The 13,555-nt window shown below is 60.4% G+C and carries 10 protein-coding genes; 4 read left to right on the plus strand and 6 right to left on the minus strand.

The window, feature by feature from the left end:
* Nucleotides 1-9: 9 nt before the first annotated feature.
* Both prpF and prpD read left to right on the plus strand, forming a co-directional pair.
* Nucleotides 10-1,200, plus strand: coding sequence for a 2-methylaconitate cis-trans isomerase PrpF (prpF, locus tag AB4O08_RS19740; RefSeq protein WP_010208477.1), 1,191 nt, complete (start codon nt 10-12; stop codon nt 1,198-1,200).
* Between the two features lie 119 nt (nt 1,201-1,319).
* Nucleotides 1,320-2,804, plus strand: a complete 1,485-nt coding sequence (gene prpD / locus AB4O08_RS19745) for a 2-methylcitrate dehydratase (RefSeq protein ID WP_010208479.1) — start codon at nt 1,320-1,322, stop codon at nt 2,802-2,804.
* A 136-nt stretch (nt 2,805-2,940) separates the two neighbouring features.
* On the opposite strand, the gene AB4O08_RS19750 is transcribed toward prpD, so the two are convergent.
* The 5 genes from AB4O08_RS19750 to AB4O08_RS19770 are packed head-to-tail and all read right to left on the minus strand — an operon-like array spanning nt 2,941 to nt 8,414.
* Complete coding sequence (locus AB4O08_RS19750) at nt 2,941-3,669, minus strand: alanyl-tRNA editing protein (RefSeq protein WP_010208482.1); 729 nt, start codon at nt 3,667-3,669, stop codon at nt 2,941-2,943.
* A gap of 2 nt (nt 3,670-3,671) precedes the next feature.
* Nucleotides 3,672-4,664, minus strand: a complete 993-nt coding sequence (locus AB4O08_RS19755) for a serine O-acetyltransferase (RefSeq protein ID WP_010208483.1) — start codon at nt 4,662-4,664, stop codon at nt 3,672-3,674.
* A 37-nt stretch (nt 4,665-4,701) separates the two neighbouring features.
* Nucleotides 4,702-5,616 carry a PLP-dependent cysteine synthase family protein gene (locus AB4O08_RS19760; RefSeq protein WP_031290649.1) on the minus strand — a complete coding sequence of 305 codons (915 nt, stop codon included), beginning with the start codon at nt 5,614-5,616 and terminating at the stop codon, nt 4,702-4,704.
* A gap of 15 nt (nt 5,617-5,631) precedes the next feature.
* Entirely contained in the window at nt 5,632-7,494 is a 1,863-nt protein-coding gene (gene moeB / locus AB4O08_RS19765; RefSeq protein WP_010208485.1) for a molybdopterin-synthase adenylyltransferase MoeB, read from the minus strand.
* A gap of 26 nt (nt 7,495-7,520) precedes the next feature.
* Nucleotides 7,521-8,414, minus strand: a complete 894-nt coding sequence (locus tag AB4O08_RS19770) for a DMT family transporter (RefSeq protein ID WP_162098521.1) — start codon at nt 8,412-8,414, stop codon at nt 7,521-7,523.
* 160 nt (nt 8,415-8,574) lie between these two features.
* Here AB4O08_RS19770 and AB4O08_RS19775 point away from each other — a divergent pair, with 160 nt between their 5' ends.
* Nucleotides 8,575-9,999: an aminotransferase-like domain-containing protein gene (locus tag AB4O08_RS19775; protein ID WP_021491523.1), complete on the plus strand. Its 1,425-nt coding sequence runs from the start codon at nt 8,575-8,577 to the stop codon at nt 9,997-9,999.
* A gap of 114 nt (nt 10,000-10,113) precedes the next feature.
* Here the strand turns inward: AB4O08_RS19775 and ppsR are convergent, their stop codons facing one another.
* Nucleotides 10,114-10,932 carry a posphoenolpyruvate synthetase regulatory kinase/phosphorylase PpsR gene (gene ppsR, locus AB4O08_RS19780; protein WP_003193298.1) on the minus strand — a complete coding sequence of 273 codons (819 nt, stop codon included), beginning with the start codon at nt 10,930-10,932 and terminating at the stop codon, nt 10,114-10,116.
* Nucleotides 10,933-11,110: 178 nt separating this feature from the next.
* Between ppsR and ppsA the strand changes: the two genes are divergently transcribed.
* Nucleotides 11,111-13,486, plus strand: coding sequence for a phosphoenolpyruvate synthase (gene ppsA / locus AB4O08_RS19785; RefSeq protein WP_010208488.1), 2,376 nt, complete (start codon nt 11,111-11,113; stop codon nt 13,484-13,486).
* Nucleotides 13,487-13,555 lie beyond the last annotated feature (69 nt).

Raw genomic sequence — 13,555 nt, forward strand, 5'->3', positions numbered from 1 at the left:
GAGGACACCATGGCACACGTAGCGCAAATCAAGATACCCGCCACCTACATGCGTGGTGGCACCAGCAAGGGCGTGTTTTTCAGCCTCCAGGACCTGCCCGAATCGGCGCAGGTGCCGGGTGCTGCGCGCGACGCCTTGCTGTTGCGGGTGATCGGCAGCCCCGATCCCTACGACAAACAGATCGACGGCATGGGCGGCGCGACATCGAGCACCAGCAAGACGGTGATCCTGGCCAAAAGTACCCGCGCCGATCATGACGTGGACTACCTGTTCGGCCAGGTCTCCATCGACAAGCCCTTCGTGGACTGGAGCGGCAACTGCGGCAACTTGTCGGCGGCGGTCGGTTCCTTTGCCATCAGCGCCGGCCTGGTCGACCCGGCCCGCGTCCCCCACAACGGCGTGGCGGTGGTGCGGGTGTGGCAGGCCAATATCGGCAAGACCATCATCGCCCACGTGCCAATCACCGACGGCGCGGTGCAGGAAACCGGTGATTTCGAACTGGACGGCGTGACCTTCCCGGCCGCCGAAGTGCAGTTGGAGTTCATGGACCCGGCGGCGGAAGAAGAGGGCGGCGGTGGTTCGATGTTCCCCACCGGCAATCTGATCGACGACCTGGAAGTGCCCGGCGTCGGCACCTTCAAGGCCACGCTGATCAACGCTGGTATCCCGACGATCTTCATCAACGCCGAAGACCTCGGCTACACCGGCACCGAGCTGCAAGGCGCGATCAACAGCGACCCGAAAGCCCTGGCCATGTTTGAAACCGTGCGGGCGTATGGCGCCTTGCGCATGGGCCTGATCAAACACCTGGACGAAGCCGCCCAGCGTCAGCACACCCCCAAGGTGGCGTTCGTGGCCAAGCCTGCGGACTACGTGGCGTCCAGCGGCAAGGCAATCAATGCCGGGGATGTCGACCTGCTGGTGCGCGCACTGTCCATGGGCAAGCTGCACCACGCGATGATGGGCACGGCGGCGGTGGCGATTGGCACAGCGGCGGCGATTTCCGGGACTTTGGTCAACCTGGCTGCCGGAGGTGTGGAGCGCAACGCGGTGCGGTTCGGGCATCCGTCCGGCACCTTGCGCGTGGGCGCTGAAGCCACTCAGGTCAACGGCGAATGGGTGGTGAAGAAAGCCATCATGAGCCGCAGCGCGCGCGTATTGATGGAAGGTTTCGTCCGCGTTCCCGGCGACGCTTTCTAAGGTTCGACACTGCTCCCACAGTGGGGGCTTCTATCCCAAGGCTGGCGATCAGACCGGCCATGACCCCATCAACCGTTAGCCCGAGGACTGTCACCCCACCTACCTTTTGGAGAACTGCCATGAGCGCCAACGTCGACCAGAACAACCGCCCGGACTACGACCAGCTTCTGCAGGATATTGCTGACTATGTCCTCAACTACCGCATCGACTCCCGGGATGCGCTGGACACCGCCCGCAACTGCCTGATGGACACCCTGGGCTGTGGCCTGTTGGCCCTGCGCTTTCCCGAGTGCACCAAGCACCTGGGGCCCATCGTCGAGGGCACGGTGGTGCCGTTTGGCGCGCGGGTGCCGGGCACGTCGTTTCGGTTGGATCCGGTCAAGGCCGCGTGGGACATCGGCTGCATCGTGCGTTGGCTTGACTACAACGACACCTGGCTCGCTGCCGAATGGGGTCACCCCTCGGACAACCTCGGCGGCATCCTCGCTGTGGCTGATCATCTGTCGCAAAAGCGCGTGGCCAATGGCGACGTGCCGTTGACCGTGCGCGCGGTGCTGGAAGCGATGATCATGGCTCACGAAATCCAGGGCGTAATTGCCCTGGAAAACTCTTTTAACCGCGTAGGCCTCGACCATGTACTTCTGGTGAAAGTCGCCTCCACGGCTGTCACCGCCAAGCTGATGGGCGCCAACCGTGAGCAATTGCTGGCAGCCTTGTCCCATGCGTTTGTCGATGGGCAGGCATTGCGAACTTACCGGCATGCGCCGAATGCCGGCTCGCGAAAATCCTGGGCGGCGGGGGATGCGTCGAGTCGCGGCGTACGTCTGGCGGATATCGCCATGCGTGGCGAGATGGGGATTCCTGGCGTACTGAGCGCGCCGCAGTGGGGGTTCTACGACGTGCTGTTCAGCCACACCAACAAGGACCTGGCACTCAAGCCGGAGGATAGACGCGCGTTCAGCCTGTCCCAGCCTTACGGCACTTATGTGATGGAAAACGTACTGTTCAAAATCAGCTTCCCCGCCGAATTCCATGCGCAAACGGCCTGCGAAGCAGCGGTGACATTGCATCCATGGGTGAAAGATCGTCTGCATGAAATCGACCGCATCGTGATTACCACCCATGAATCGGCGATTCGCATCATCTCCAAGGTCGGCCAACTGGCCAACGCCGCTGACCGCGATCATTGCCTGCAATACATGACCGCCGTGCCGTTGGCGTTCGGCAACCTGGTGGCCGAGCAGTACGAAGACGAATTCCACGCCGCCCATCCGATCATCGATCAGTTGCGCGACAAAATGGTCATCGTCGAAGACCCACGCTACAGCCGCGAATACCTGGAGGCCGACAAGCGTTCCATCGCCAATGCGGTGCAGGTGTTTTTCAAGGACGGTAGCTGCACGGAACAGGTGGCGGTGGAATACCCGATTGGCCATCGCCGTCGTCGGGTGGAGGGCATTCCGTTGCTGGAAGACAAGTTCAAGGCCAACCTGGCGACGCGGTTCACCGGGCAGCGCAGTGCCGAGATTTTTGCACTGTGCAAGGACCAGGCACGGCTTGAAGCAACGCCAGTGAACCGCTTCGTGGACCTGTTCGTGATCTAGCAGACACCCCGTATTCATCTGTGTAAACCCTATGAATGTGGGAGGGGGCCTGCCCCCGATAGCAGTGGGGCAGTGCCCGCTGCCTCAACTGACAGACTGCAATCGGGGGCAAGCCCCCTCCCACAGTTGACCGTGTTCACTCGAATCGCAGGATTACCCGGCGGTTATGCTTGCTCTTCTTCTCGATCTTCTCGCAGAACACCCGGCCGATTTCTTCGGTGTTGATCACATGGGTGCCCCCACACGGCTGGATATCAATGCCGGCGATTTCAATCACCCTTACCGACCCCTGAATCACCGGCGGGGCCACGGCCTGTGTGCGGGTGATCTGTAGCAGAGTCGAGTATTCGGAAGCCGGCATCGACAGGGTTTTCACCGGGTGGGCCTGTTCGATCAGCGCATTGAGGTCGCGGGTGATGCTGTCTTTATCGAGGGTCATTTCCGGCAGGTCGAAATCCAGTCGGCCCTTGTCCGCACTGATGCTGCAGCCGGTGACCGGTGCGTCGATGATCGAGCACAGCAGGTGCAGGCAGGTGTGCATCTTCATGTGCTGGTAGCGCCGGTCCCAATCGAGGCCGGCATCTACTTGTACGCCTGCAGTCAACTGCGTGGGGCAGTGTTCCACCTGGTGCCAGATGATCGAGCGCAGTACCGGATCGCGCACAGTGCCGGTGACCTCGACTCGCGTACCGTCCGCCAGTGTGAAATGGCCCGTGTCGCCTGGCTGTCCGCCGCCAGTGGGGTAGAACAACGTGTGCTCCAGGGCGATGCCGTGTTCGCTGACGGCAATCACCCGGGCGCTGAAGGCATTCTGGTAGGGCGCGCTGTCGAACAGCGCCAGGGTTTCCATGGTGTGCACGGACATGTTCAACCTCCGACAATCAGTGGGCTGGCTTGCAGCAGGGAGCGCACCATTGCACTCAAGCCAGGGGGGGAGAGCAGGGTAATTTCAAATTCCGGGCCGCAGACTTTCAGGTTCAGCGGCAAGCGCGGTAAATGGCTGCCCGACTCGACGCGATGCAAGCGAAATTGCAGGTGGTGGCGCTCCTTTACCGTGGGCTCCAGCATCAGCCCCGGCAAAGGGTGGAAGTCGGCGTCCAGCACTGTCACCTTATGGCTGGCGTTGATCTCGCCCACCACATGCAATCGCTCTTCCAGGGCGAAGGCTCCGAGGTAGTTGCTGTGGTCCGATTCATCGTTTTTTTGCAGCTGGATCTGGTTCACCACCTTCACCTTGGTGCCGGCGGGGACGTCCTGGGTGATCACGCAGGACGGGCTGATAAACACGTTATCGCCGATCAGCACATAGCCCAGCACGCGGGCACCGGAGCCTACCTCGACGTTGTTGCCCAGGCGTGGGTGGCGCTTGCCGTCGGGGTTGTTGGCGATGCCTCGAGCTCCCAGGGTCACGCCGCAGAGGATGTAGCAGTCGTTGCCGATCTCGCAGGTTTCGCCGATCACCGTGCCGTAGCCGTGGTCCAGCACGAAGCGTCGGCCGATGCGTGCCGCTGGGTGGATCTCGGCACCGGAAAGCACCTTGCCCTGGTTGCTCAGCTTGAGGGCAATGCGCGAAAACACGCTATTGGTCTGGTTCGGGAAATGCCATACCAGGTGCGCCAGGCGGTAATACAGTACCGCCTTGAACGAGGCGTAGGACTCCAGGATTAAATCGCCACGCCCGCGTGAGGCCGGATCACGGTAGGCATAGGCGATCAGGTCCTCAGCCACCGCCTGGGCGGCGTTCTGGATCAGCGGGGCCAGGTGCGGTTCCAGTTGTTTCATTTGGGCGGGTGTGAGGGTCTTGATGAGGTGGGTGAGCAACTCATCGTGCAGCTGTTGCATGTCGATAAAACCGCCCATGGGGGCACCCCCGCATTCTGGTTGGCTGGACACCCGTTTATTCGAAACTGGGCAGGTAGCTGTCGGCATTGTCGTAGACCATGGTCAGCACCACCGTTTCGGGTGGTAGTTCGGGGGCGAGCCTGGCGATGGCCACCATGTTGGCGGCGGACGACAGGCCCAGGCTGATGGCGTCGGTGCGCATGATGCGTTTCATCATGTCGATGCAGTCCTGGCGCGAGACCTTGAGCATGCCGTCGATCACGTCCAGGTTGAGGATGCTCGGGATCAAACCGATCGACAGGCCCTGGATGTGATGCGGCGCGTGCTGGTTTTTCAGCAGGTCGCACTCTTCCGGTTCCACGCCCATGACGCGCAGCTCCGGCCAGGCGGTTTTCAGGGTTTCGCCGATGCCGGTGATATGCCCCCCAGTGCCGATGCCGCAGACAAAGTAGTCGGCGCGTTTCTCGCCAAAGGCACGCAGGATTTCCGGTGCGGTGGTGTCGCGATGGGTCTGTGGGTTTGCGCCATTGCGTTGCTGGTTGAGCATCACGTAGCTGGGGTTTTCCAGCTGCAGTTCCATGCACTTTTCGCCATGGGAATTGTTACCCAGGCGACTGTCCGACAGCACCACCTTGGCCCCATATAAACGCAGCAGCTTCTGCTTTTCGGGGCTGTAGTTATCGGGGATCACCAACACCACTTTGTAGCCCAGTACATTGCCGGCCATCACCAGGCCGATGCCGGTGTTGCCACCACTGGGTTCGATGATGGTCTGCCCGGAATCGCGGATCAGCACGCCCCGGCGCTCGGCGTCGAGGATCATGCCCAGGGCGATGCGCGCCTTGTGGCTGCCACCGGGGTTAAGGGACTCAAGCTTGGCGTAGACCTCGATGCCGAGGTCTTCGGAAAACTGCGCCAGGCGCACGATCGGCGTTTGGCCGATCACGTCGAGAATGGAGTTATGCAACATCATTCAGCCCTCGCCTCAATACAACGGCATGTCGGGTTCGACATCGCGAACCCAGTGCTTCATGCCGCCCTGCAGGACTTTGGTATTGGCGAAACCGGCTGCCAGCAAGGTACTTGCGGCTTGCTCCGCGCGGGTGCCGGCGTAGCAAATCAGGTAGTGGGTGTTGTCCCGGCTGAGGCGGTCCAGGTGGCCGTCCAGCTCGGCCAACGGGATATGCACCACGCCCGGCAATTTGCACACTTCCAGTTCGCTGGCGTCGCGCACATCCAACAGCACATCGGCGCTGCTGTGGTGTTCGAGTACTTGTTTGAGTACCTGCGGCTTGATATAGCGCTCTTCGGCCAGCGACGGTGGGCTGGGCATGGTATCTGCGCAGGCGGCCGGTGCCCGGGTCTCGCTGTGGCGCAGCTCTGAGCAGCACGGGCAGTCGGCGCGGCGCTTGAAGCGGATTTCACTGAATTTCATCGCCAGCGCGTCGAAGCGCATCAGACGACCGGATAACGGTTCACCAATACCGATCAGTAGCTTGATGGCCTCGGTGGCCTGGATCATCCCGACCACACCGGGCAGCACGCCGATCACCCCACCGGCACTGCAATTGGGCGCGAGTTCTGCAGGCGGTGCGCTGGGGAACAGGCAGCGGTAGCACGGCCCGCCTTTGTAGTTGAGCACGCTGATCTGCCCGTCGAAGCGGTAGATCGCGCCGTACACCAAGGGCTTACCCAGTTGCACGCATGCGTCGTTGACCAAGTAGCGGGTATCGAAATTGTCGGTGCCGTCGATCACCAGGTCGTAGGCGCCCACCAGCTCCAGCGCGTTGTCGGCGTTCAGGGCGGTGTCGTGGGCGTTGATCTGAATATGGCGGTTCAGGTCCTGCAAGCGCTGCCTGGCGGATTCCACCTTGGGCATGCCGAGGGTGCTGTTGCCGTGGACGATCTGGCGTTGCAGGTTGCTGCTTTCGACCACATCGAAGTCCACCAGTCCCAGGGTGCCTACGCCGGCAGCCGCAAGGTAAAGGCTGATGGGCGAACCCAGACCGCCGGTGCCGATGATCAGCACCTTGGCTTTCTTGAGGTTCAACTGACCTTCGCGACCCACGCCTGGCAGGGTGATGTGGCGCACATAGCGTTGTACTTCTTCATTACTCAGCGCGTCGACGTCCATGCCGCCGGACGTGGCCAGGAGCACTTCGATTTTGGCTTTTTCCGGCAGTGGGTCATCAGCACCGATCAATGCTTCCTCGGCAGTGAACAGGAAGTGCTCCTTGAGCTGGTGGTTTTTTTCGTGAAACAGGTGGGGGCGCAGCTGCGGGTGACTGCTGCAGAGGTTTTCAATGACTTCGCGCAATGTCGATCCGGAGCCCTCAAGGGTCGATTCCGGCAGCTTGGCCACGCGAACCAGAATGTCGGGGAAAGAGACAGCGTTCATGGACAACTCCGTGTGCAGGTCGTTGAAAGGTTGAAGAGCGAAATGCTTGCCATCCCAGGCAAACAGCTTGGAGCCCAGCGCCTGGCCCCGGCGAACGTCGACCACCAGGTAGCTGACGGGGTAGATCGGCTCACCCATGAACAGCGCCTTGTCTTGGTCTTCGTCGCTGAAATAGGCACCCACATCCGGGTGCGAGTGGTAGATCACCACCACTGGGTTGTCGCTGCGAAACGCCTTGTTCATCAGCAGGGTGTCGGCCACCGAAAACGTGTAGCCGTTGGCCGCGCTGCGCGGGTACATCTCGGGGTGCTTGCGGTGCAGCTCATTCTGGATATTGCTGCCCAGGTACACGCTGCCGTCGGCGAAGACGAAGCCACAGCATTCTTCGGGGTAGCTGCGGCTGGCGTGGGCGTAGATCTGTTCCAGGGCTTTTGGGCGGAGGACGTCCATGTTTCTCTCGCAGGGTTGTAGAAGGGTCAATTTTTCTTGGCCAGGAGTTTTTCTACCGGCAATTTGGTGATCGCAAAACCGGCCAGCAGGATGGCCGAATACAGCATCAGGTCGCGGGAAATCGATACGCCTTCGTACCAGGCGCCGATGATGACCGCGAACACCGGAAAGATGATGAACACAAACGACAGGATGATCGGGCTCAAGCGCTTGAGCAGCATGAAGTAAACGATGAAGCCGCCCACCGAAGCCACCAGGCCCAGGTAGAACAGCGCGCCCCAGGAACGGAGAGTGATGGCTTCGAAGGTCGGCGTTTCAAACCACAGTCCGGCGACGAACAGCATCAGCCCGGCAATGCCGATGGGCAGGGTGTTGTAGGTGATCACACTGATCGCGCTGCCTTTCTGCTTGGTAATCACGTAGCACAGGGCATGCATGATCGCGGCGGTGAGGATTGCCAGTACGCCGAAGAACTCCGCATGGTCCAGGTGCAGGCCCTGGCTCTTGATGATCATGTAGAGGCTGCCGAAACCGATGCCGATGCCAACCACCTGGGAAAGGTAGATGCGCTCGCGCAGGAACAATGCGGAGAAGATCAGGATGAACACCGGCATGCAGCTGAACAGCAGCGCCGTAAGGCCGGACGACACGTGCATCTCGCCGTAGTTGAGCAGGTAGTAGGGCACGCTGAAGTAGGACAGGGTCACGAACACGAAGAACCAGCGGCTTTCACGGGGGAACAGGATCGGCTCGCGACGCACCATGGCAAAACACAGGAACAACGGGAAGGCGATCAGGAAGCGCAGACCGGCGGACGTCAGTGGCGGCACGCTCTCCACCGCGATCTTGATCCCCAGCCACGTGGTGCCCCAACTCAGGCACACGATCAGGAACATCACGCTGGTGATCAGCCCGGCCAACCACTGTTTTTGGGTTTTGGTCTTGGCGGTGTTTTCGAGAACGGCGGACATTGGCATCGTTTATTGCTTCCCTGAGCCGGAATTGAACTCTATATTGAGCTTGTAATGAGTTGTAAAATTCGGCGATTGAACCCGTAAAAGCACACTATTAGGGCGAAAGATGGCTGTCAAAACAAATATTGACATGGTGTCAATTATGCGTGAGGGGTTGTCCAACGGTCAGGGCGTGAAGTACAAGCGCCTGTCCGATGTCATGGAACGGGGCATCCTTGAAGGCTTGATTGAACCAGGACGAAAACTGCCGCCCCATCGGGTGCTGTCCGACAACCTGGGTGTGACGATCGGCACCATCAGCCGAGCCTACGGCGAACTGGAACGCCTGGGGCTGGTTGTGGCGCGCGTCGGTGACGGCACCTTCGTGCGCAAGCGTGGAATGGAGCGCCAGCGCGACGAAGGCTTTCGCAATTTCAGCGAAGAGCCGCGCCAGTACTTCGACATGAGCCGCAATATGCACATTCCGGGTCAAGAGACCGTTTTCCTGGCCCAGAGCTTCCAGACCCTGTCGACCAACACCAAATTCCTCCAGGACATCAGTGCCTACACCCCGGATGCCGGCCTGCCGCGCTACCGTGAAGCGGGCGCGCAATGGCTGGTGCAGCGTGATTTTCACCCGATCCCCGAACAAGTTATTTGCGTCAATGGCGGCCAGCACGGCTTGCTGTGCTCGATGATGGCGCTGTTGCGGGCCGGCGATACGGTGGTCACCGAGCAACTGACGTATCCGGGCCTGATCACCGCTGCGCGGATGCTGGGTATCCGGTTGATCGGCCTGGAGATGGACGAAGAAGGCGTGCTGCCGAGTGCGCTGGACGAAGTCTGTCGAAATCACCGGGTTTCAGCGCTGTACTGCACCCCGACTATTCAGAACCCCACCACGGCGGTACTTTCGGTGGCGCGCCGCGAAGCATTGGTCAAAGTGTGTCGCGAGCACAATCTGCTGATTCTTGAAGACGAAGCCCACGGTGTACTGGTCGAAGACCGGCCGCCGCCCCTCAGTCATTTCGCCCCGGAACGGACGATTTTGATCAGCAGCCTCAGCAAAGCCGTGTCAGCCGGGCTGCGTGTGGGCTATGTGCATGCGCCACCGGCGTTGGTCAGCCGTATTTCGGCGGCGCTGCGTTCGACTTGCTGGATGGCCACGCCCGTCACCCTGGAACTGGCTACCCAGTGGATCGAAAACGGCACGGCGGAATACCTGCTGCGCCAACAAATCAACGAGATCAGCCGACGCAAAGCCTTGGTGCGCGACTTGCTGACCGGGCTGGAATACCGCACCCACCTCAACAGCCCACATTTCTGGATTGAAGTGCCGGAGCCATGGCGGGCGTCGGAAATTGAGGCGGAGCTCAAGCAGAATAATTACCTGATCGCCACCGCCGAGGCGTTCGCCGTGGGACAGACGGCGGTGCCGCAGTTCATTCGGGCGAGTATCTGCAATACGTCGGGGGATGATCAGTTGCTGAGGGCGGGGTTTGATGCGCTGGCGACCGCGTTGGGGCAGGGCGGTGGAAGGTTTCACCTATAACTGCGTGATCGTTCTTCGCGAGCAAACCCGCCCACATTCGACTGCGTTGTAGGCTGGAGTACGGTCAAATGTGGGAGCTGGCTTGCCTGCGAAGGGCCGGTCCGGACGACACAACTATTTGAATCTACGCTCCACGCCTTTCTCCACCAGAATCTTCGCGGAAATCTCTTCCACCGAAAAATGCGTGGAATTGATATGCGCAATATTCTCGCGGCGGAACAGATTTTCTACTTCGCGGACTTCGAACTCGCACTGTGCATAGCTGGAATACCGGCTGTTGGGCTTGCGCTCATTGCGGATCGCCGTCAGCCGGTCCGGGTCGATGGTCAGCCCAAACAGCTTATGCGAATGCGCACGCAGGGCGGCCGGCAGCGTCAAATGCTCCATGTCGTCTTCGGTCAGCGGGTAGTTTGCCGCGCGGATGCCGAATTGCATGGCCATGTACAGACAGGTGGGCGTTTTGCCGCAGCGGGACACGCCCACCAGGATCAGGTCGGCCTTGTCGTAGTAGTGGGTGCGGGCGCCGTCGTCGTTGTCGAGGGCGAAGTTCACCGCCTCGATACGCTCCATATAGTTGGAGTTGTGCCCAATGGAATGGGACTTTCCTACCGAGTACGACGAATGCTCACTCAGCTCTTGTTCCAGTGGCGCCAGGAATGTCGAGAAAATGTCGATCATGAAACCATTCGACGTTGCGAGAATCTCACGAATGTCTTGATTGACGATGGTGTCGAAAATGATCGGACGAAAACCGTCTTTTTCAGCCGCCAGATTGATTTGTTGTACCATGGCCCGCGCTTTATCCACGCTGTCGATGTACGGCCGCGTAAATTTGGCGAAGGTAATGTTTTCGAACTGCGCGAGCAGGCTTTGACCCAATGTTTCGGCTGTGATGCCCGTGCCGTCGGAGATAAAGAAAGCAGATCGTTTCATTTGAGCCCTGGGCCTTAAGCTGATGGCGAATCTTGGATATGATAGGCGCGATTTTGCCGTCCCGCAGTGGGCCGCATTCTCACTTATTTTCCAGGTCCAGGCCACAAGCGCTGGTACTCGCTCCTACTGAGCAGCCGGCGTCCTGAGCTTTTCCAACACAGTTAGTGGAGAGATCACCTTGGTAGAGTACGTAGTTTCCCTCGATAAGCTCGGCGTCCATGATGTAGAGCACGTGGGGGGCAAGAACGCATCCCTCGGCGAGATGATCAGTAATCTTGCAGGCGCTGGTGTGTCGGTGCCCGGTGGTTTCGCCACCACGGCCCAGGCTTACCGCGATTTCCTCGAACTGAGCGGCCTCAATGCTCAGATCCACGCCGCGCTGGACGCCCTGGACGTCGATGACGTCAATGCCCTGGCCAAGACCGGTGCCCAGATCCGCCAATGGATCATGGAAGCCGAGTTCCCAGAGAAGCTCAACGAAGAAATCCGCACCGCCTTCGCCACGCTGTCGGCCGGTAACCCGGACGTCGCCGTTGCCGTGCGCTCCTCGGCCACCGCCGAAGACTTGCCGGACGCCTCCTTCGCCGGCCAGCAAGAAACTTTCCTGAACATCCGCGGCGTGGAAAACGTGATCCGCGCGGCCAAGGAAGTATTCGCTTCGCTGTTCAACGATCGCGCCATTTCCTACCGCGTACACCAGGGTTTCGACCACAAGCTGGTGGCCCTGTCTGCCGGTGTGCAGCGCATGGTGCGTTCGGAAACCGGCACCGCCGGCGTGATGTTCACCCTCGATACCGAATCGGGCTTCCGTGATGTGGTGTTCATCACCGGCGCCTACGGCCTGGGCGAAACCGTCGTACAAGGCGCGGTCAACCCCGACGAATTCTACGTACACAAGGGCACCCTCGAAGCGGGCCGCCCGGCCATCCTGCGCCGCAACCTGGGCAGCAAAGCCATCAAAATGATCTACGGCGACGAGGCCAAGGCCGGTCGCTCGGTGAAAACCGTTGAAGTCGACAAGGCTGAACGCGCGCGTTTCTGCCTGACCGACGCTGAAGTCAGCGAATTGGCCAAACAAGCGATGATCATCGAAAAGCACTACAAGTGCCCGATGGACATCGAGTGGGCCAAAGACGGTGACGACGGCAAGCTGTACATCGTGCAGGCCCGTCCGGAAACCGTGAAAAGCCGTACCTCGGCCAATGTCATGGAGCGCTACCTGCTCAAAGAAACCGGCACTGTGCTGGTGGAAGGCCGTGCCATCGGCCAGCGTATCGGTGCCGGCAAGGTGCGGATCATCAAGGACGTGTCCGAGATGGACAAAGTCCAGCCAGGCGACGTACTGGTCTCCGACATGACCGACCCGGACTGGGAACCGGTGATGAAGCGCGCCAGCGCCATCGTCACCAACCGTGGCGGGCGTACCTGCCATGCGGCGATCATCGCCCGTGAACTTGGGATTCCTGCGGTCGTGGGCTGCGGCAACGCGACCCAACTGCTCAAAGATGGCCAGGGCGTCACCGTTTCCTGTGCCGAAGGCGACACCGGTTTCATCTTCGAAGGCGAGCTGGGCTTCGATATCAAGCAAAACTCCATCGACGCCATGCCGGACCTGCCGTTCAAAATCATGATGAACGTCGGCAACCCGGACCGCGCCTTTGACTTCGCGCAGTTGCCGAACGCCGGTGTGGGCCTGGCCCGCCTGGAGTTCATCATCAATCGCATGATCGGCGTGCACCCCAAGGCCCTGTTGAACTACGACGGCCTGCCGCTGGACATCAAGGAAAGCGTCGACAAGCGCATCGCCGGCTACAACGACCCGGTAGGTTTCTACGTCGAGAAACTGGTGGAAGGCATCAGCACCCTCGCGGCGGCGTTCTACCCGAAAAAGGTCATCGTGCGCCTGTCGGACTTCAAGTCCAACGAATACGCCAACCTGATCGGCGGCAAGCTCTATGAGCCGGAAGAAGAAAACCCGATGCTGGGTTTCCGTGGCGCCTCGCGTTACATCAGCGAAGCGTTCCGCGACTGCTTCGAACTGGAATGCCGCGCCCTCAAGCGTGTGCGCAACGAGATGGGCCTGACCAACGTCGAGATCATGGTGCCGTTCGTGCGTACCCTGGGCGAGGCGAGCCAAGTGGTCGACTTGCTGGCTGAAAACGGCCTGTCCCGTGGCGAAAACGGCCTGCGCGTAATCATGATGTGTGAACTGCCGTCCAACGCCATCCTGGCCGAGGAGTTCCTGGAATTCTTCGACGGTTTCTCCATCGGCTCCAACGACCTGACCCAGCTCACCCTGGGCCTGGACCGTGACTCCGGGATCATTGCGCACCTGTTCGACGAGCGAAATCCTGCGGTCAAGAAGCTGCTGGCCAATGCCATCCAGGCCTGCAACAAGGCCGGCAAGTACATCGGTATCTGCGGCCAAGGCCCTTCCGATCACCCTGACCTGGCCAAATGGTTGATGGAGCAGGGCATCGAAAGCGTTTCGCTGAACCCCGATTCCGTGCTGGAAACCTGGTTCTTCCTGGCGGAAGGCCAAGCGTCCGTCTAAGACCGTCACGTCAAAAGTGCCGGTCACCCGTTGTGGGTGACCGGCATTCTTATCTGTGCAGGGCGGAAT

The organism is Pseudomonas sp. H3_E07, assembly GCF_054668895.1.

Coding starts and splice junctions, on each gene's coding strand:
- prpF (WP_010208477.1), top strand. CDS start 10: ATGGCACACGTAGCGCAAATCAAGATACCCGCCACCTACATGCGTGGT.
- prpD (WP_010208479.1), top strand. CDS start 1,320: ATGAGCGCCAACGTCGACCAGAACAACCGCCCGGACTACGACCAGCTT.
- AB4O08_RS19750 (WP_010208482.1), bottom strand. CDS start 3,669: ATGTCCGTGCACACCATGGAAACCCTGGCGCTGTTCGACAGCGCGCCC.
- AB4O08_RS19755 (WP_010208483.1), bottom strand. CDS start 4,664: ATGGGCGGTTTTATCGACATGCAACAGCTGCACGATGAGTTGCTCACC.
- AB4O08_RS19760 (WP_031290649.1), bottom strand. CDS start 5,616: ATGTTGCATAACTCCATTCTCGACGTGATCGGCCAAACGCCGATCGTG.
- moeB (WP_010208485.1), bottom strand. CDS start 7,494: ATGGACGTCCTCCGCCCAAAAGCCCTGGAACAGATCTACGCCCACGCC.
- AB4O08_RS19775 (WP_021491523.1), top strand. CDS start 8,575: ATGGCTGTCAAAACAAATATTGACATGGTGTCAATTATGCGTGAGGGG.
- ppsR (WP_003193298.1), bottom strand. CDS start 10,932: ATGAAACGATCTGCTTTCTTTATCTCCGACGGCACGGGCATCACAGCC.